Below are 17,859 nucleotides of genomic sequence, written 5' to 3'. Positions count from 1 at the left end.
CGCTATGTGTCGTTTTAGGCGACCAATAGCGGGAATCGCAACAACCGAATTACTTCAGTTCTACAGTTGCGCCAGCTTCTTCCAGCTCTTTCTTAGCGGCTTCAGCTTCGTCTTTGGTTGCGCCTTCTTTCAGCGGGCTTGGAGCGCCGTCAACCAGTGCCTTGGCTTCTTTCAAGCCCAGGCCGGTGATGCCGCGAACAACCTTGATCACGTTCACTTTCTTGTCGCCTGCAGAAGTCAGAACTACGTCGAAAGAGTCTTTCTCTTCAGCGGCAGCTTCGCCACCAGCCGGGCCGGCTACAACTGCTGCTGCAGCAGTTACACCGAACTTCTCTTCCATTGCTTCGATCAGCTCAACAACGTCTTTAACAGACATTTCGGCAACAGCGTTGATGATATCTTCTTTAGTCAGAGACATGAGTCATTACCTGAATTGGTTTGAGCAGTAGCTGCTCGTATTTCGTTTTGAAACCGCGATTCGCTAAAGCGAATACAATTACGCAGCTTCCTGCTCTTTTTGGTCGCGAACGGCCGCAATAGTGCGGACCAGCTTGCCAGCAGATGCTTCTTTCAACACGCTCATCAGCTTGGCGATCGCCTCGTCGTAAGTCGGCAGGCTTGCCAACAATGCGACGTCGGTGATCGCGCCTTCGAAGGCAGCACCTTTCAGTTCCAGCTTGTCATTGCCCTTGGCGAACTGGCTCAGGATGCGCGCGCCGGCACCTGGGTGTTCGTTAGAGAATGCAATGATGCTAGGACCTACGAATTTGTCAGTCAGACATTCGTAATCGGTTCCTGCCAGAGCGCGACGCGCCAGAGTATTGCGGACGACTTTCAACCAAACGCCGTTCTCGCGAGCCTCTTTGCGCAGGGCAGTCATGTCATTTACGGTAACGCCGCGGGAATCCGCAACTACCGCAGACAGAGCACCCTCAGCAGCTTGCTGGACATCTGCGACAATCGCTTTCTTGTCTTCGAGTCCAATAGCCATAGTGTCACTCCTGGATTTGAAAAAAACCGGGCTCAAAGCCCGATCCGTTCCGGTGCATAAAGCTCAAATCCAGTAAAAATACTGGTTTGGGCGACACCGTCTGCGTAGGCTCAAACCTCTCAACGGCCAACCTGGCCGAGATTTGGATTAAGCCAGACACGTTAAACCTCAACGCATCTGGCACCTACGGTCTTTGACGGCCCACATTTCTGCCTAAGCATCAAGTGGACCCCAAAGTTCGATTTACTATGCGCCAACAGTGTCAGCGCACAGCTTCAATTAGATGTTCAGGGAAGACTGGTCGATAACCAGACCTGGGCCCATAGTGGTGCTCAGGGTGATCTTCTTCAGGTACACACCTTTTGCAGAAGCCGGCTTGGCCTTCTTCAGGTCTGCTACCAGAGCTTCCAGGTTCTCTTTCAGCAAGTTCGCATCGAAAGCAACTTTGCCGATACCACCGTGGATGATGCCGCCTTTGTCAGCGCGGAAACGCACCTGACCAGCTTTGGCATTTTTAACTGCGGTAGCAACGTCTGGAGTTACAGTGCCAGTCTTCGGGTTCGGCATCAGGCCGCGCGGGCCGAGGATTTGACCCAGCTGACCTACAACGCGCATCGCATCGGGAGAAGCGATTACTACGTCGAAGTCCATCTTGCCCGCTTTAACGTCGGCAGCCAGCTCGTCCATACCGATCAGGTCAGCGCCCGCTTCTTTAGCGGCATCAGCGTTTGCACCCTGGGTGAAAACAGCTACGCGAACTTCTTTACCAGTACCGTGCGGCAGAGTGGTCGCACCGCGAACAGCCTGGTCGGATTTACGCGGATCGATACCCAGGTTTACAGAAGCGTCTACAGTCTCTGCAAACTTAACGTTGGACAGCTCTTTCAGCAGAGCTACGGCTTCTTCGATGCCGTATGCTTTACCAGCTTCAACTTTCTCAGCGATTACGCGCTGACGCTTGCTCAATTTAGCCACTTAGAGACCCTCCACTTCGATACCGGCACTGCGTGCGGAACCGGCGATGGTGCGCACGGCCGCGTCCATATCGGATGCAGTCAGGTCAGCCTTTTTCATTTCTACGATCTCTTCGATCTGAGCGCGGGTAACCTTACCGACCTTGTCGGTATTCGGGCGACCGGAACCACTCTTGATCTTGGCGGCCTTGCGCAGCAGTACTGCGGCGGGCGGAGATTTCATGATGAAGGTGAAGGAGCGATCGCTGTATACAGAGATCACAACCGGCACCGGCAGACCCGGCTCAAGGCTTTGAGTCTGGGCGTTGAACGCCTTACAGAATTCCATGATGTTCACGCCGTGCTGACCCAGTGCAGGACCAACGGGCGGACTTGGGTTGGCCTGACCGGCCTTAACTTGCAGCTTGATATAAGCTTCTACTTTCTTAGCCATTACAGCTCTCCTCTAGATGGGTGGTAACGCCAGCCACAACTTACCTCTCGGCAGAGAGCTGGCTCCCCGCCCCAAAAAACAAAATATATTTTCCGGGGACGCGAAAACCCCCTTCCACCTTGCGGCGAAAGAGGGCAAAAAATTTACACTGGAATCAGGTCTTTTCTACCTGACTAAACTCCAGTTCAACGGGGGTGGAGCGCCCGAAGATCAATACGGCCACGCGCAGGCGGCTCTTCTCGTAGTTGACCTCTTCGACCACACCGTTGAAATCATTAAACGGACCATCGATAACCCGAACCATTTCACCTGGCTCAAATAGGGTCTTGGGCTTGGGCTTATCGGCGGAATCGTCGATTCGATTCAGGATAGCCTGCGCTTCGCGGTCAGTGATCGGGGCCGGCCTATCCGCCTTGCCTCCGATAAAACCGAGCACTCGAGGAGTTTCTTTTACCAAGTGCCAAGTATCGTCATTCAGTTCCATTTCCACCAGGACATAACCGGGGAAGAACTTGCGCTCACTCTTGCGCTTTTGCCCTGCTCGCATCTCCACCACTTCTTCGGTGGGAACCAGCACTTCACCAAACAGGTGATCCATTTCGTGCAGCTCAATTCGCTCCTTGAGAGAGCTAGCTACACGCTTCTCATAGCCCGAGTAAGCCTGGACCACATACCAATGCTTTGACATGTATCAACCTTTAGCCGATGAGTTTGGATGCCGCCCAACCTAAAGCGGAGTCCAGCGCCCAGAGAATTAGCGCCATAATCAACACAAAAACCACCACAATCACAGTCGTCTGGGTGGCCTCTTGACGAGTCGGCCAAACCACGCGCCTGACTTCCGTTTGCGCTTCGCGCAACAGTTGCCAGAGTGCATTACCCTTCGCAGTATTCACCGCGACAACCAGGGCAGCCAGGCAGATTGCAGTCACTGCCAGCACGCGGTAAATCAGGGGGAATTCGGCATAATAAGAATTGCCCGCTACAGCACCACCAACCAGCAGTACTATTAGCAGCCATTTCAGGCCGTCAAGACGAAAGGTTTTCGCTTCTGCTTTAGCATTCATATATGAAGCCCTTAGCGCACTACAGATAAGCCCTTAGTGCTCAAAAACACAAAAGCCCCACTGACAAGTAGGGTCTTGCGACACCCCTAAACTTATTTCAAGTGGAGTGTTTAAAATGGCAGGCCAGGAGGGACTCGAACCCCCAACACCCGGTTTTGGAGACCGGTGCTCTACCAATTGAACTACTGGCCTGTACAGCTTGGATGCCTTAGCACCCGAAGATAAAGAGGGCTACAGACCACCCTCTCATCTACTGCGCCACCAGGGAACCCTGGCGACACGAAGATCAAAGATTACTCAATGATCTTAGCAACAACGCCCGCACCTACGGTACGACCACCTTCGCGGATAGCGAAGCGCAGGCCGTCTTCCATGGCGATCGGAGCGATCAGGGTAACAACCATTTGAATGTTGTCGCCCGGCATTACCATTTCAGTGCCTTCCGGCAGCTCAACCGCACCAGTTACGTCGGTAGTACGGAAGTAGAACTGAGGACGGTAGCCTTTAAAGAACGGGGTGTGACGACCACCTTCGTCCTTGGACAGGATGTACACTTCCGCTTCGAACTTGGTGTGCGGAGTGATGGAGCCCGGCTTAGCCAGTACCTGACCACGCTCTACTTCGTCACGCTTAGTGCCACGCAGCAGCGCACCGATATTCTCACCAGCACGACCTTCGTCGAGCAGCTTGCGGAACATTTCAACACCAGTACAGGTAGTGGTGGTGGTTTCTTTAATACCAACGATCTCAACTTCGTCGCCAGTGTTGATTACACCACGCTCTACACGACCAGTTACTACGGTACCACGGCCAGAGATGGAGAATACGTCTTCGATCGGCATCAGGAACGGCTGATCTACTGCACGCTCCGGCTCAGGAATGTACTCGTCCAGAGTTTCTACCAGCTTCTTAACAGCGGTAGTACCCATTTCGTTGTCGTCTTCACCGTTCAGGGCCATCAGAGCGGAACCAACGATGATCGGAGTGTCGTCACCCGGGAACTCGTACTGGTCCAGAAGTTCGCGAACTTCCATCTCTACCAGCTCGAGCAGCTCTTCGTCGTCTACCATGTCCGCCTTGTTCAGGAATACAACGATGTAAGGTACACCTACCTGACGGGACAGCAGGATGTGCTCACGAGTCTGCGGCATGGGGCCGTCAGCAGCGGAACATACCAGGATAGCGCCGTCCATCTGAGCAGCACCGGTGATCATGTTCTTAACGTAGTCGGCGTGTCCCGGGCAGTCTACGTGCGCGTAGTGGCGAGTCGGGGACTCGTACTCAACGTGAGAAGTAGCGATGGTGATACCGCGCTCACGCTCTTCCGGAGCATTGTCGATACCGTCGAAAGCAACAGCGTCACCGCCCCATACTTCCGCACATACGCGGGTCAGAGCAGCGGTCAGGGTGGTTTTACCGTGGTCAACGTGACCGATGGTGCCCACGTTCACGTGGGGCTTGGAACGTTCAAACTTTTCTTTTGCCATTGCAGCCTCCTAATATAGATGAGCCGCTAACGGCACCACCCACGTACAGAACATGCGCATCCGACCCGGAAAAGCCCGACCCCGGACACAAACAACCGCAAGAGCTTTCACCCTTGCGGCTATTGAAAAATGGAGCTCATGGGCGGATTTGAACCGCCGACCTCACCCTTACCAAGGGTGTGCTCTACCCCTGAGCTACATGAGCAAATCAACGCCTTCCTAGGCGACCACAAGGCTTGCCATTTTGGAGAGCATTCCAGCCGAACCCATAGTTGGAGCGGGCAGCGGGAATCGAACCCGCATCATCAGCTTGGAAGGCTGAGGTTCTACCATTGAACTATGCCCGCTTGCGGGAGCCTCCAGACAAAACTACCTGTCTTGCCGGCAACACCTTACGGTGTAAAAAATGGTGCAGGGGGGTGGATTCGAACCACCGAAGCTTTCGCGTCAGATTTACAGTCTGATCCCTTTGGCCACTCGGGAACCCCTGCCTCAATGCGGGGTGCATTTTCTACACCTTCCGCCGCGCTGTCAACATTTTTTTCTTTAAATTTCACAGACTTAGCTGAAAAATCTAATGTCGAGCAGCGCCGGGATAAAAATGGAGCTGGCGAGAGGAGTCGAACCCCCGACCGGCTGATTACAAGTCAGCTGCTCTACCAACTGAGCTACGCCAGCCCTATCCCGTCCATTGCCGAAGTTGAATAGTCACCCTCGTCAATGGAGGCGGGATTCTATGGGAAGTTATCCCGACACGCAACACCCTTTTTGCAGAAAAATCAGAATTTTTATGTCGCCTGTTGCCACATATAGAAAAATACGGCGAACCTTGTTTCGCGGCTGGGGACCTAGACCTCTAGCCCAACCCCATCAACCGGACACTTCTGCACAAAGATTACGGCGACGATCCAGCTCGGGATGCTCTTGCTGCAACTGCAACCAAAAATCCGGGGCTAAACTATCTGAGGCGCCTGGCGCCAATACGATCCAGCGTTCGGCGTGGGTCTGAGGCTCCTCGCGGAATTGAGCCCGTATGCCTTTCTCAATCAACTCACTTGTCAGAGATTCAGCACGCGAACGCTCGCTGAAAATGCCAAAGGAAATACCATCAGCCAACGCACCCTTGGGGATCACATAACTATCTATTCCCTGTGCCTGCAATTCTCGTAAACGGTTGTAGGCTTCTCGCCTGGAATTCAATGGTGGCAGAAAAACCCAGTAACGCATCTGCCCTTGCATCTCCACATCTCGCAATACGGCAGAAACCTGCAGGGACTTTAAGCGCTGTACTATCGCCTCTCCAAGCGACTCCTCCGCAAATGGGCCAAGCAAAGTGCAGAGCTGCTCAGTAGAGCTTGCCTTTGCTGGCGACATGGGAGCCACCGGCAGAGGAGACAGCTCCTGCGGAGATATTTCATTGACCAGGGCAATACTCTGGACCTGTACCTCCGCCCTTTTATCGGCAACCCTTATTCTCTCTTTATCAGAGGTTGAAGTACCAACAAACCAAGCAAAGACGCCGAAATTCAACAGTATTAAGAAAAGAGCTATCCAGCGCATAGGGTGTTATTTATTTTAAGGATTACTTAACGCCAAGCCATCCATTACCAGCTCAGGAACCAAATGGTGCTCCCGCTGATAAAGAGCTGACAGCACTGGGGCATCGCCGCCTGTCAACCACAACAGCGGTTCTTCAGCACAGTATCCACGCAACTCTTCCAGTGCACGATCGATGGCACCAAGTACCATAAGCAGGAGGCCTCGGTTTATGGCTTCATCGGTACTGCGGCCTGCACCGAGGGACTCCGTTAGAGCAATATCCTGCGCACTTTTAGCCGCATGAGTATCCAGATACAAAGAACGTTGCATAAGGCCAACACCAGGGACAATGTAGCCTCCCAAGTGACGCCCGCTATTGTCGACCAAATCCAGAGTGACCGCGCTGCCGCAGTCGACAATTAGGGCCGCCCGCCGCTCTCGATCATAGGCAGCCAGCATAGCCAGCCAGCGATCAGTGCCGAGCAGGCGGTGATTATCATAACCACAGGCTACCCCAGCGCACTCCAGCAGTACCTGAGAAAACTCCACCTCAAGTGAAAACAACTCCTGAATATGCCCGATCAGCGTCTCCGCAACTTGCGGTCCGGCCACATTGACCACGCGTACTCTCCGCGGATCCAACAGATCCCACCCATCGGGCAAATGCCCATCGCGCAGATCGGCAGTCATAAAGCTACCCCTGGCGCTCACCTGTAATTCATCTAACAGGCGCCACTTACCCCGGGTATTACCGATATCCAGTTCGAGAATCAAACCTGCCCCCGTAAAGAAATCTCACCACCATGGAAGTGTTGCACTTGCCCGTCCATATTTAACTTCAAAGCACCCTTTTCACTAACGCCAACTGCAACTCCGCGCCAGGTTTGACTACCTGTCTGCAGAGTAACCTTTTGCCCAGCAAACTGATCCAGCTTCATCCAGGCTTCACGGTAAGCAACAAAACCTTGTTCGGTATAGCTGTATAAAAGCGGTAGCAGCTCAGTCAGAATCGCTGCCACCAATTGATTGCGAGATATTCCGGGCTTCACTTGTTGCAAGTCTGCCCATGGCTGATCTATTGCCGTGGCAATCTCACTTCGCAGGCCACTATTTAAGCCAATACCAATCACCACAGCACAGCGATCCGTAAGATCGCCTTTAAGCTCCAGTAAAACACCAGATAACTTTCGACCGCGACACCAAACATCATTTGGCCATTTGAGACGAACATCTGGCACCGAAAAGCGCTCCAATGCCCGGGCAATAGCCACCCCAACGGCGAGGCTCAATCCTTCGAGGCATTGCACCCCCCCATTGAACTCCCACCCAATGGATAGGCTGATGCCCGTCCCATAGGGGCTAACCCATTGCCGACCACGACGACCGCGGCCGGCACTCTGCCGCTCGGAGAGCAGTGCAACCCCGTGCCCTCTTCCCTCCTCCATGAGTGATAGCAACTGGGTATTGGTGGAGTCGACCTCATCAAATAGCATCAACTCTCGCAATAGCATCCCGGCTTGCTCACCCAATGTGCTGTAAATTTTTTCTGAGGACAGGAGCTCCAAACCACCAGGCAAGCGGTAGCCTTGCCCCTTAATGGACTCCAAAGCCAATCCGTACTGCTCTAGCTTCTGTAACTGCTTCCAAACCGCAGCCCGGCTTACTCCTAGAGCCAATCCGAGCGCCTCGCCAGAGTGCGTCTCGCCATCAGCCAATAATTCCAAAACTGGGCGCAATGGTTCCAGTGGACTTTTCTTAATAGTGTCTAACAAGGTAATTAACTTTTTATATAGCGACGGAAATAGCGGTGCCCTAAGCTGGTCAGCACTTCATAACCTATGGTGCCAGCGTATTCAGCCACCTCATCTACGGTCAGGTCTTTATTCAGTATCTCAATCGATTGGAGAGATTCCCGCTCCTCTTGAGAGAGAGCAGAAATATCAAATGTTGTGGAATCCATGGAAATCCGGCCAATTATCGGCAGTTGGCGGCCATAGGCCCAGCCACAACCGCGCCCTCCCTGAGCCCGGATTATCCCATCGGCATATCCACCACGGGCTACCGCCAACCAGCTGCCCGCTGCTATTTGTTGGGTAGCTCCATAGCCTACCCATTGTTCACGACTGACAAATCGCTTTTGCACGATAGGCAGACTGAGTGCCACAGCTGAGCGCATAGGGTTTGTGGTCCCGGGTATTGGATTGACGCCATAAAGCGCAGAGCCCGGCCGCGCAATATCAAAGTGATACTCTTCACCTAGGAAAATACCCGATGAATTGGCGAGACTCAGCTGAACCTCAGGGCACAGGGCCCTCAATCTTTCCCCAGCCGCTTTAAAGCTACGCAACTGAATATTGTTTTGTGGATGCTGAGGTTCATCCGCACAGGCAAGGTGGCTCAGCAAAATACGAATATCCGCCGAGCGCAACAACTGACTATCTCTTAGCAGTAGGTCAAACTCTTCGGGAGACATACCCAGGCGAGTCATACCCGAATCTATCTTTACCGCACAAGGCGCCTTAATCCCCTCGCTAACGGAAATATCCACCCAGTTGCGCAACTGCTCTAGTGTGAAAAGTGTCGGCATTAATCCTGCGCGTGCACATTCCAGCTCTGCCCCGGTGCGCACCCCAGTCAAGATAACAATGCGAACGCTATCACCCAGCTCTTTACGCAGGCGCTCCCCTTCCGTTTGCGTTGCCACAAAAAAGTCTCGGCAACCCTGTCTATACAGAGCCGGCACTACCTGATTCATACCAAGGCCATAGGCATCCGCTTTGACTACTGCGCCACAACGAGTACCCGCTGCCAGTCGCTTAGTCAGATCCAGGTAGTTGTCAGCAATGGACTGCAAATTGATACTCAGCAGACCCTCGCGAAAATCGTTCATGCCATTACAACTCTCAGTTCACCAGCTAGGTTGCCCCAAGTAAGCTTTCACGCCTTAAAGCACGGGCACCTACTAATATACACAGCCCGACCAAAGAAAGGGTGACCAGGGAACCAGCTATCGCCAGGGAGACAGAAACGGACTCACCAGCCATTAATGCACTCAACCACTGCTGCTGCCCGATAAGTGGAGTCAACTGCCACAAGGGCGAGTCCAGTTCAATATTGGACAATTTCAATACAATTAACAGTGTGACAGGTAGAGCCTGTAAAATACTCAGCTGAATCTGGGCATCTTTAAAAGAACGGGAACGCAGAGATAGCAGAATCTGCAATACCGCAACCAGAAGTGCTAAGGGCAGTAAAATAAGACTTATCCCCATCAGTTCATTGATGCCAGCTGAAAAGCGGACACCAATCTCAGCCAAGGGAAGCAAGCTCAGTGATACAGTTAAAACTGCCAGAGAAAGAAGTGCACCAAACCAACCAATACTGGTAACGGCTACAGCTTTCGCCACCACAAGTTGCCAGCTGCTTATAGGCTGCTGTAATAATACCTCGATGGTCATGCGCTCACGCTCCCCAGCAGAAGTATCAATAGAAGGGGCCGCACTACACACTAGCAGTGCCATTATCAGTAACAAGGGAACCATCAGTCCCCAAATTGCCAAGCCTCGACTGGACGGCGTACTGACATCCCGCACCTCAAGCTGCCACGGTGCTAAAACCTGAGTTGCTAAACCTCTGACCGCTAAACGCTGCCGTACAATCACCTGCTGAAATAGCGCCAACTGCTGCTGCACCAGCTGCCCAGCACGCCCCGCAGACTGATCGGCACTATTTACATACAGATAAATCTTGGGAGACAACAGGCTTCGATAATCTTCAGTAAAGTTTTTCTCTATTCGCAAAACCACATCATATGTATCTGCTAAAAGCGCTTGAGGATCCCCATCTTGTAAGCGCTCAATTCGCAAGTCCCCTGTCTGTAACTGCTCCTCCAACAGCGGCGCATACTCAGCCCCAATAATAGCTACATCAAAGGAGGTATCAGACATTACTTTCAAAGATAAAGCGCCACTACTGATGATCAGCACAGGGAACAATAAGGTGAAACCTAGCGTGATCATTAGGGCGCGTCGATCACGCCAAACTTCGCGTAACTCTTTAAGAAGTAATGCTCGCATCTGCAAAGAAAATAGATTTTTAAAACTCATCCTACCGGCTCACCGCATTTGTCTTTTTCTAACAAATTCCCATAGGCAAGCTCCACAAAGCTATCCTCAAGGCTTGCGGAGCCAGTCTGTTGCATAAGTTCATCCGGGGTCCCGTTCCCCACTATCGAACCTCCCGCCATAACTAGAACCCTGTCGGATAGCTCGAGCACTTCAGCCATAATATGGCTGGAAAATAAAACAGCAGTTCCCTCTGCCCTCAAGCGCAAAAGCGTCTTACGTAACAGGCGAGCAGCAAGTATATCCAACCCCCGGGTTGGCTCATCGAGCACCAAGTGACTCGGACGATGCACCAATGCTCTAGCGAGAGAAACTTTCATCCGCTCTCCCTGAGAAAACCCCTTGGTTCGGCGATTCCACAGGTTCGATAGCTCTAATTCTTCCTTAACCGATTGCAGTGCAAATTCTAATTCTGACCCAGTCAGCCCTTGAGCACAGGCAAAAAACGATAAATATTCTGCAACAGTGAGCCGCTCATAAAGCCCCTCCCTATCACCTACAATACCAAGCTGCCTACGAGCATCTTTTGGATTTTTACAAGGGTCTATATCACCAACAAAAACTTTGCCGCTATCTGCATTCAAAAGACCGGCAATTATTCTCAGGCACGTGGTCTTTCCAGCACCGTTAGCACCAAGCAAGGCCGTTATCTCACCATCTGGCACAGAAAAGCTAAGATTGCGCAGTATAGAATCCCCAGAAAATTGCTTATTTACCCCCTCAACCTTAATCACAGTGCATTCTCCCCAAGCTTTCCACTTGTAGTGGTAGGCGCTACGCGCTGCATTATCTCTGGCCCATAAATTCCACTCACAAACGGTGGTCTGAGGATTTTATCAACACAAGTCGTTGCCAATTCTTTCCCTGAAGAGTCCAGGAACTCTTCGATTAATCGCGGTACACAACCTCTCATGGAATTAATATGACCACCGCTAGTAATGATTAAATGCTGTTTATTGGTCAAGTAGCCAAGTTGTTTTTCGGCATACCTTGGAGGTGTTATTGGATCGGCTTCCCCAGAAATTAGTAACACCGGGTGCTCTCGATGTTGTGGTTTTGCATAGTAGCGATCGGCTACAGGCCAAACTTCACAACCACGTTCAAATATCTCAAGAAAAGCATTTCCCGCAAAAGACCCATTAGTATCAGCTAAAACCTCCTCCTCACTGATACGGGATAATTCTTCCGCACAAGCAATAGAAAGCGTTAAGCCAAGGGACATACCTAACGCTGACTCGGGAAATAAACCAGTAATACCCGCAAGCGGATAATAATTCCCCAAGCCAGCCTGCTGAATAGCAAAGGGTAATTGTGCAGCAGCTTCTGGAGAGTAAAGGGCGGCACGTATGGTATTTTGTAGCACCCAACGAGACACTGGGTGCTTCATTGGCTTTCCTGTCACAGGATCAGGGAAATCTATGGATTTAGACTCATCCCATTGACTTAATAATTTATCCAATACTTCCCTCCAGCTTCCAAACTTAGAACAGCTCAACTCTAAGTTGCAATCACGCATCAGTATTTGAATAGCGTCCTCCGCAGCTGCCGCACTCAAAAAGACTTTTGTGTCGATAGGTGCAACCGCATCGAGCACCAATGATTTCAAACTGTTCGGATACCACTGTTGATAGAGAAGCGCTGTTCGGGTCCCCCAAGATCCCCCCCAAAGAGATATTTGCTTGTGATTAAAATACTTTCGTACCTTTTCCAGGTCCTCAACCGCTTGTCGACTACTCAATGAATTAGCAAAATTAGCCTGCTGTAGATAACACTGCTCCAATTCTTTGGAAATCAGTGATAAATCCATTGGTGTATGCCGATCTATACCACAACCAAATGACCGAGAGTGCCCGGTTCCCCTCCGATCAACCATGACTATTGCCCGCTTCTGATTAATTTTTCGGAATGTGTGCAATAGCGGAATCAGACCACTTGCGGCCTGACCTGGACCACCAGCGAGAAGATATAAAGGCTCTCGCTGCGTCTCATCTAGAGCCGGTGAAACAAATACTGCTAAATTTACCTTGCTATCTCCGTGCCCCACTGAAATTCGCTCGCATCTTAATGGGTGCCGCCAACCATCCAAATAGCATTCCTGCGTATTAGACAATTCCTTTGCAGTTATTACCGGCGCTAATAACAAGACGCTTAATATGGCGACAGCAGTTCGAAGACTCTTTACCCCTAACACGTTATTATTCTCCTTAACCTATGGTGCCAAGCATCGCAGTGTATCCAACTTCCAACATCTCTGTCCCCAGCCACTCAATCTCGAAGAATTGCATTAGCACCCATCTGCTCTGAGTGGTAAGGTTTCAGTTTTAGCTTGCCCATGACTGCACCCATGAGCTTTTCAGACCGTGAAAAACACTTAATTCGAGCCGCTTTTGCCTGGGGCCAGATCACCCAGCAGGAGGGCTATACACTTTCTGACCTTGAAATTGAGAAGTCTGTACTTTTCCGTCGCTTACTTGGTGGCCGACCAGCACTGGCTTTTCCTCCCCCTCTGCGCCACGGTTTTCCCTGGTATGAAGTTATTGAGGGGCGTGCTGAGCATATCGTCAGTGCTTCTGAAGCATCTCCCGAGTGCAGTATCATCGCGCCAGGATGTAAAATTGGTGAAACTTGCATACTGATTGATGGCGCTTTTTGGCGAGTGGTTGAAACCATTTCTGAGCGTGAAGAATATATCGTTGAGTGGGGACAATACCCCATGCAATGGCGATTAAAAAAACACTGGGAAGTCAATTATGAGATGACCCAACAACTACACAGCTTTCGCAGAGACAACCCCACCGCCAAAGTCTCCTTTGACAATTACCTTAGCCAAAGAGACTATCGAGAATTCCGTATTGATGACGATCAAACTGTCTGGTTGTGTGAGTGGCAGCTTAGCCGTATAAGCCTCCCCGGCTGGGTTTGGGTAGGTACCTTACTATCCCCAACCGACACAGATTTTGCTCCTGTCGACGAAGACTCTCTCGGCCCTATAGTCTTTGGAGAACCTGGAAAGGAAGCCGGTATTGCCTGGCTCCGTATAGAAGAAGCTGGCGCCGAAGCTCGTTTTGTCAGGCTCAATGGCACACATGATTACCAATCCCTCTCCAATGCCTGTGCAACCCACCTGAAGGGCTTGTTACATAGTCTGCAGGAGACACAGGAGGATATTGAGATAATAGACTGCCAGGCAGGTACAGTTATTCGGCACTTTACTCTTCCCTCAGCTCTTGTTCCTCTCGATGAATTACGCTTGAAAGAAATGCAGTATGATCTAGTTCCGGACAATGCCTATGAGCAGGTAAATTAATTCAAGTTGTAAGTACTTTCTGAAGCCCCTCTCTAGGGGCTTTTTATTACTCCCCTTTTACACACACCCGAACATTCTTCCAAGTTACCCACAACACCAAGGCATATTTCTGTTTCCTGCTGATGACCATTCCATTAACAGGCTGTTACTAACAGAATCCATGGATAGAGCTGTGTATAACTCAGGGATATCCACGCTCAGGCCCCTGTTTCCGCGGGGGCCTTTTCAACGGGTAAAAAAACACCAGCCATTTATCCACTTTCCAGCGCTTGGCGTTATTAACAGAAAGTCTGGATAGACTTGTGCATAACTGCGGTATATCCGCGCCAGGCCCCGTGGTTGCACAGGTTCATTAAAACGTGCAAAAAATCACCGGTATTTTTATTGGTATTTCTGCGCCGTTTTTTTCAACGCAATGATTTTTCTAGGTTAAAGAGCACTTTTTAATTTCAGGTATTTTTTAGGTGGTGCCTGGGGTGTAAATTAAATAAGGCGCATTATTTTTTTGTATTTCCACTTTTTCCTTACAGAAAAAATTTAAGAAAGTGCTTTATTTATAGGAGGGAAGGCTCCTCGGAGCTTTTTAGAGCCTGCGCTTTTTTCATTGGCTTTACCGAGTTGGATTTTTCGGCGGGAGTGTTGCGAGTAAAAATTCGATTGGGCTTTTTATTTTTTCTGCATTTTGAATTTATTTTTTTATTCTCTGTTTTTATTTTTTTATGCATTCATTTTTTTTGTACATAAAAAAAGGGCCACCCTGTTGGGTGGCCCTTTTCGGATTAGAAGCCTGACGATGACCTACTCTCACATGGGGAAGCCCCACACTACCATCGGCGATGTTGCGTTTCACTTCTGAGTTCGGCAAGGGATCAGGTGGTTCCACAACTCTATTGTCGTCAGGCAAACTGGCTTGGGTTGGCGTTGGTCTTATAAGCAATTTTGCTTGGCCTGCCGTATTATCGCTGTTTGCCTCGGTCATGTTGGTGACCGGCGATAACCCCAAATAAGTCGGTAAAACAATCTGTAGTAATACACCGCAAGCGATCATTGTGTGTCTTTCATTCCACAATCCGCTAGCTTAGCTAGTCGTTAGTAACCATCTCTGTTGTATGGTCAAGCCGCACGGGCAATTAGTACTGGTTAGCTCAACGCCTCACAACGCTTCCACACCCAGCCTATCAACGTGGTAGTCTTCCACGGCCCTTTAGGACTCTCAAGGAGTCAGGGAAATCTAATCTTGAAGGAGGCTTCCCGCTTAGATGCTTTCAGCGGTTATCCCGTCCGAACATAGCTACCGGGCAATGCCACTGGCGTGACAACCCGAACACCAGAGGTTCGTTCACTCCGGTCCTCTCGTACTAGGAGCAACTCTTCTCAAATTTCCAACGCCCACGGCAGATAGGGACCGAACTGTCTCACGACGTTCTAAACCCAGCTCGCGTACCACTTTAAATGGCGAACAGCCATACCCTTGGGACCGGCTTCAGCCCCAGGATGTGATGAGCCGACATCGAGGTGCCAAACACCGCCGTCGATGTGAACTCTTGGGCGGTATCAGCCTGTTATCCCCGGAGTACCTTTTATCCGTTGAGCGATGGCCCTTCCATACAGAACCACCGGATCACTATGACCTACTTTCGTACCTGCTCGACATGTCTGTCTCGCAGTCAAGCGCACTTATACCATTATGCTCATTGCATGATTTCCGACCATGCTGAGTGCACCTTCGTACTCCTCCGTTACTCTTTGGGAGGAGACCGCCCCAGTCAAACTACCCACCATACACTGTCCTCGATCCGGATAACGGACCAGAGTTAGAACCTCAAACATACCAGGGTGGTATTTCAAGGACGGCTCCACAGTAACTAGCGTTACTGCTTCAAAGCCTCCCACCTATCCTACACAAGTAGGCTCAAAGTTCAGTGCAAAGCTGTAGTAAAGGTTCACGGGGTCTTTCCGTCTAGCCGCGGGTACACTGCATCTTAACAGCGATTTCAATTTCACTGAGTCTCTGGTGGAGACAGCGTGGCCATCGTTACGCCATTCGTGCAGGTCGGAACTTACCCGACAAGGAATTTCGCTACCTTAGGACCGTTATAGTTACGGCCGCCGTTTACCGGGGCTTCGATCAAGAGCTTCGCCGAAGCTAACCCCATCAATTAACCTTCCGGCACCGGGCAGGCGTCACACCCTATACGTCCTCTTACGAGTTTGCAGAGTGCTATGTTTTTAATAAACAGTCGCAGCCACCTGGTCACTTCGACCGGCCTCAGCTTAGGGAGCAAGTCCCATCACCAAAACCGGCGTACCTTCTCCCGAAGTTACGGTACCATTTTGCCTAGTTCCTTCACCAGAGTTCTCTCAAGCGCCTTGGTATTCTCTACCTGACCACCTGTGTCGGTTTAGAGTACGATTCACTATTGCCTGAAGCTTAGAAGTTTTTCCTGGAAGCAGGGCATCAACCACTTCACCCACAAGTGGGCTTCGTCATCAGTTCTCAGCCTTAGGGACCCGGATTTGCCTAAGTCCCCAGCCTACAACCTTAAACATGGACAACCAATCGCCATGCTGGCCTAGCCTTCTCCGTCACTCCGTCGCAGCAATAGCGAGTACAGGAATATTAACCTGTTTCCCATCGACTACGGCTTTCGCCCTCGCCTTAGGGGTCGACTAACCCTGTCCCGATTAGCGTTGGACAGGAACCCTTGGTCTTCCGGCGGGGAGGTTTTTCACCTCCCTTGTCGTTACTCATGTCAGCATTCGCACTTGTGATACCTCCAGCAGACCTCCCGATCCACCTTCAACGGCTTACACAACGCTCCTCTACCATGCTCCTAAGAGCATCCGCAGCTTCGGTTACCAGTTTTAGCCCCGGTATATCTTCCGCGCAGGCCGACTCGACTAGTGAGCTATTACGCTTTCTTTAAAGGATGGCTGCTTCTAAGCCAACCTCCTAGCTGTCTGGGCCTTCCCACATCGTTTCCCACTTAACTGGTATTTGGGACCTTAGCTGGCGGTCTGGGTTGTTTCCCTTTCCACGACGGACGTTAGCACCCGCCGTGTGTCTCCCGCGATTGCACTCCTCGGTATTCGGAGTTTGCATGGGGTTGGTAAGTCGGGATGACCCCCTAGCCCAAACAGTGCTCTACCCCCGAGGGTGAGACGCGAGGCGCTACCTAAATAGCTTTCGAGGAGAACCAGCTATCTCCCGGCTTGATTAGCCTTTCACTCCGATCCACAGGTCATCCCCTAATTTTTCAACATTAGTGGGTTCGGTCCTCCAGTTGATGTTACTCAACCTTCAACCTGCCCATGGATAGATCGCCGGGTTTCGGGTCTATTGCCTGCAACTAAACGCCCTATTAAGACTCGATTTCTCTACGGCTCCCCTAAGCGGTTAACCTTGCTACAGACAATAAGTCGCTGACCCATTATACAAAAGGTACGCAGTCACCCCGAAGGGCTCCTACTGCTTGTACGTATACGGTTTCAGGTTCTATTTCACTCCCCTCTCCGGGGTTCTTTTCGCCTTTCCCTCACGGTACTGGTTCACTATCGGTCAGCTGGGAGTATTTAGCCTTGGAGGATGGTCCCCCCATATTCAGTCAAGATAACACGTGTCCCGACCTACTCGATTTCACTCTAAATGCCTTTTCGTGTACGGGGCTATCACCCTGTATCGCGGTACTTTCCAGAACCTTCCACTAAAACATAAAGAGCTTAAGGGCTAATCCCCTTTCGCTCGCCGCTACTCAGGGAATCTCGGTTGATTTCTTTTCCTCCGGGTACTTAGATGTTTCAGTTCCCCGGGTTCGCCTCCATAACCTATGTATTCAGTTATGGATACCTGTAAAACAGGTGGGTTTCCCCATTCGGACATTCTAGGATCAAAGCTTGTGTGCCAGCTCCCCTAGACTTTTCGCAGGCTCCTACGTCC

The 17,859-nt window shown here is 50.9% G+C and carries 15 protein-coding genes, 5 tRNA genes and 2 rRNA genes (1 of these 22 running past the window's edge); 1 reads left to right on the top strand and 21 read right to left on the bottom strand.

Annotated elements, in window-relative coordinates; all coding sequences use genetic code 11:
- Window positions 1-49: 49 nt before the first annotated feature.
- The 19 genes from rplL to ACJJJA_RS03510 form a co-directional block, all read right to left on the bottom strand.
- A complete protein-coding gene (gene rplL / locus ACJJJA_RS03600; RefSeq protein ID WP_252084407.1) occupies window positions 50-418 on the bottom strand; it encodes a 50S ribosomal protein L7/L12 in 369 nt (122 codons plus the stop codon).
- A gap of 78 nt (window positions 419-496) precedes the next feature.
- Complete coding sequence (gene rplJ / locus ACJJJA_RS03595) at window positions 497-991, bottom strand: 50S ribosomal protein L10 (protein WP_020411124.1); 495 nt, start codon at window positions 989-991, stop codon at window positions 497-499.
- Between the two features lie 279 nt (window positions 992-1,270).
- Entirely contained in the window at window positions 1,271-1,966 is a 696-nt protein-coding gene (gene rplA / locus ACJJJA_RS03590; RefSeq protein WP_152451120.1) for a 50S ribosomal protein L1, read from the bottom strand.
- Window positions 1,967-2,398, bottom strand: coding sequence for a 50S ribosomal protein L11 (rplK, locus tag ACJJJA_RS03585; protein WP_152451118.1), 432 nt, complete (start codon window positions 2,396-2,398; stop codon window positions 1,967-1,969).
- Between the two features lie 154 nt (window positions 2,399-2,552).
- Window positions 2,553-3,086, bottom strand: a complete 534-nt coding sequence (gene nusG, locus ACJJJA_RS03580) for a transcription termination/antitermination protein NusG (RefSeq protein ID WP_252084405.1) — start codon at window positions 3,084-3,086, stop codon at window positions 2,553-2,555.
- Between the two features lie 10 nt (window positions 3,087-3,096).
- Window positions 3,097-3,465, bottom strand: a complete 369-nt coding sequence (gene secE / locus ACJJJA_RS03575) for a preprotein translocase subunit SecE (protein WP_152451114.1) — start codon at window positions 3,463-3,465, stop codon at window positions 3,097-3,099.
- 116 nt (window positions 3,466-3,581) lie between these two features.
- Window positions 3,582-3,657 (bottom strand) — tRNA-Trp (locus tag ACJJJA_RS03570).
- Between the two features lie 101 nt (window positions 3,658-3,758).
- The gene (gene tuf, locus ACJJJA_RS03565; protein ID WP_252084404.1) at window positions 3,759-4,952 is read right to left on the bottom strand and encodes an elongation factor Tu; all 1,194 of its coding nucleotides are present in this window, start codon (window positions 4,950-4,952) and stop codon (window positions 3,759-3,761) included.
- Window positions 4,953-5,082: 130 nt separating this feature from the next.
- A tRNA-Thr gene (locus tag ACJJJA_RS03560) sits at window positions 5,083-5,157 on the bottom strand.
- Between the two features lie 68 nt (window positions 5,158-5,225).
- A tRNA-Gly gene (locus ACJJJA_RS03555) sits at window positions 5,226-5,299 on the bottom strand.
- Between the two features lie 60 nt (window positions 5,300-5,359).
- Window positions 5,360-5,443, bottom strand: a tRNA-Tyr gene (locus ACJJJA_RS03550).
- A gap of 111 nt (window positions 5,444-5,554) precedes the next feature.
- Window positions 5,555-5,630 (bottom strand) — tRNA-Thr (locus ACJJJA_RS03545).
- A gap of 192 nt (window positions 5,631-5,822) precedes the next feature.
- Window positions 5,823-6,512 (bottom strand): SPOR domain-containing protein, encoded by a 690-nt coding sequence (locus ACJJJA_RS03540; protein WP_444903758.1) that lies wholly within the window; start codon window positions 6,510-6,512, stop codon window positions 5,823-5,825.
- Between the two features lie 15 nt (window positions 6,513-6,527).
- Entirely contained in the window at window positions 6,528-7,265 is a 738-nt protein-coding gene (locus ACJJJA_RS03535) for a type III pantothenate kinase (protein WP_252084402.1), read from the bottom strand.
- Entirely contained in the window at window positions 7,262-8,263 is a 1,002-nt protein-coding gene (gene birA, locus ACJJJA_RS03530; RefSeq protein ID WP_444903757.1) for a bifunctional biotin--[acetyl-CoA-carboxylase] ligase/biotin operon repressor BirA, read from the bottom strand. The genes ACJJJA_RS03535 and birA overlap by 4 nt, the downstream gene beginning before the upstream one ends.
- 5 nt (window positions 8,264-8,268) lie before the next feature.
- Window positions 8,269-9,381, bottom strand: coding sequence for an alanine racemase (alr, locus tag ACJJJA_RS03525; protein ID WP_444899144.1), 1,113 nt, complete (start codon window positions 9,379-9,381; stop codon window positions 8,269-8,271).
- Between the two features lie 25 nt (window positions 9,382-9,406).
- Window positions 9,407-10,597 (bottom strand): ABC transporter permease, encoded by a 1,191-nt coding sequence (locus tag ACJJJA_RS03520; protein ID WP_444903756.1) that lies wholly within the window; start codon window positions 10,595-10,597, stop codon window positions 9,407-9,409.
- Window positions 10,594-11,349 carry an ABC transporter ATP-binding protein gene (locus tag ACJJJA_RS03515; protein ID WP_444903755.1) on the bottom strand — a complete coding sequence of 252 codons (756 nt, stop codon included), beginning with the start codon at window positions 11,347-11,349 and terminating at the stop codon, window positions 10,594-10,596. The genes ACJJJA_RS03520 and ACJJJA_RS03515 overlap by 4 nt, the downstream gene beginning before the upstream one ends.
- Window positions 11,346-12,659, bottom strand: a complete 1,314-nt coding sequence (locus ACJJJA_RS03510; RefSeq protein WP_444905285.1) for an alpha/beta fold hydrolase — start codon at window positions 12,657-12,659, stop codon at window positions 11,346-11,348. The genes ACJJJA_RS03515 and ACJJJA_RS03510 overlap by 4 nt, the downstream gene beginning before the upstream one ends.
- Before the next feature lie 300 nt (window positions 12,660-12,959).
- Between ACJJJA_RS03510 and ACJJJA_RS03505 the strand changes: the two genes are divergently transcribed.
- Complete coding sequence (locus ACJJJA_RS03505; RefSeq protein WP_444903754.1) at window positions 12,960-13,922, top strand: hypothetical protein; 963 nt, start codon at window positions 12,960-12,962, stop codon at window positions 13,920-13,922.
- A 785-nt stretch (window positions 13,923-14,707) separates the two neighbouring features.
- Here ACJJJA_RS03505 and rrf read toward each other — a convergent pair.
- Window positions 14,708-14,823, bottom strand: a 5S ribosomal RNA gene (rrf, locus tag ACJJJA_RS03500).
- A 208-nt stretch (window positions 14,824-15,031) separates the two neighbouring features.
- Window positions 15,032-17,859 (bottom strand): 23S ribosomal RNA (locus tag ACJJJA_RS03495); it runs 53 nt beyond the window's last position.

The sequence above is a fragment of the Microbulbifer mixtoriginis (SeqCode) genome (genome assembly GCF_052466865.1).
This window is presented reverse-complemented; position numbering and strand designations above follow the sequence as displayed.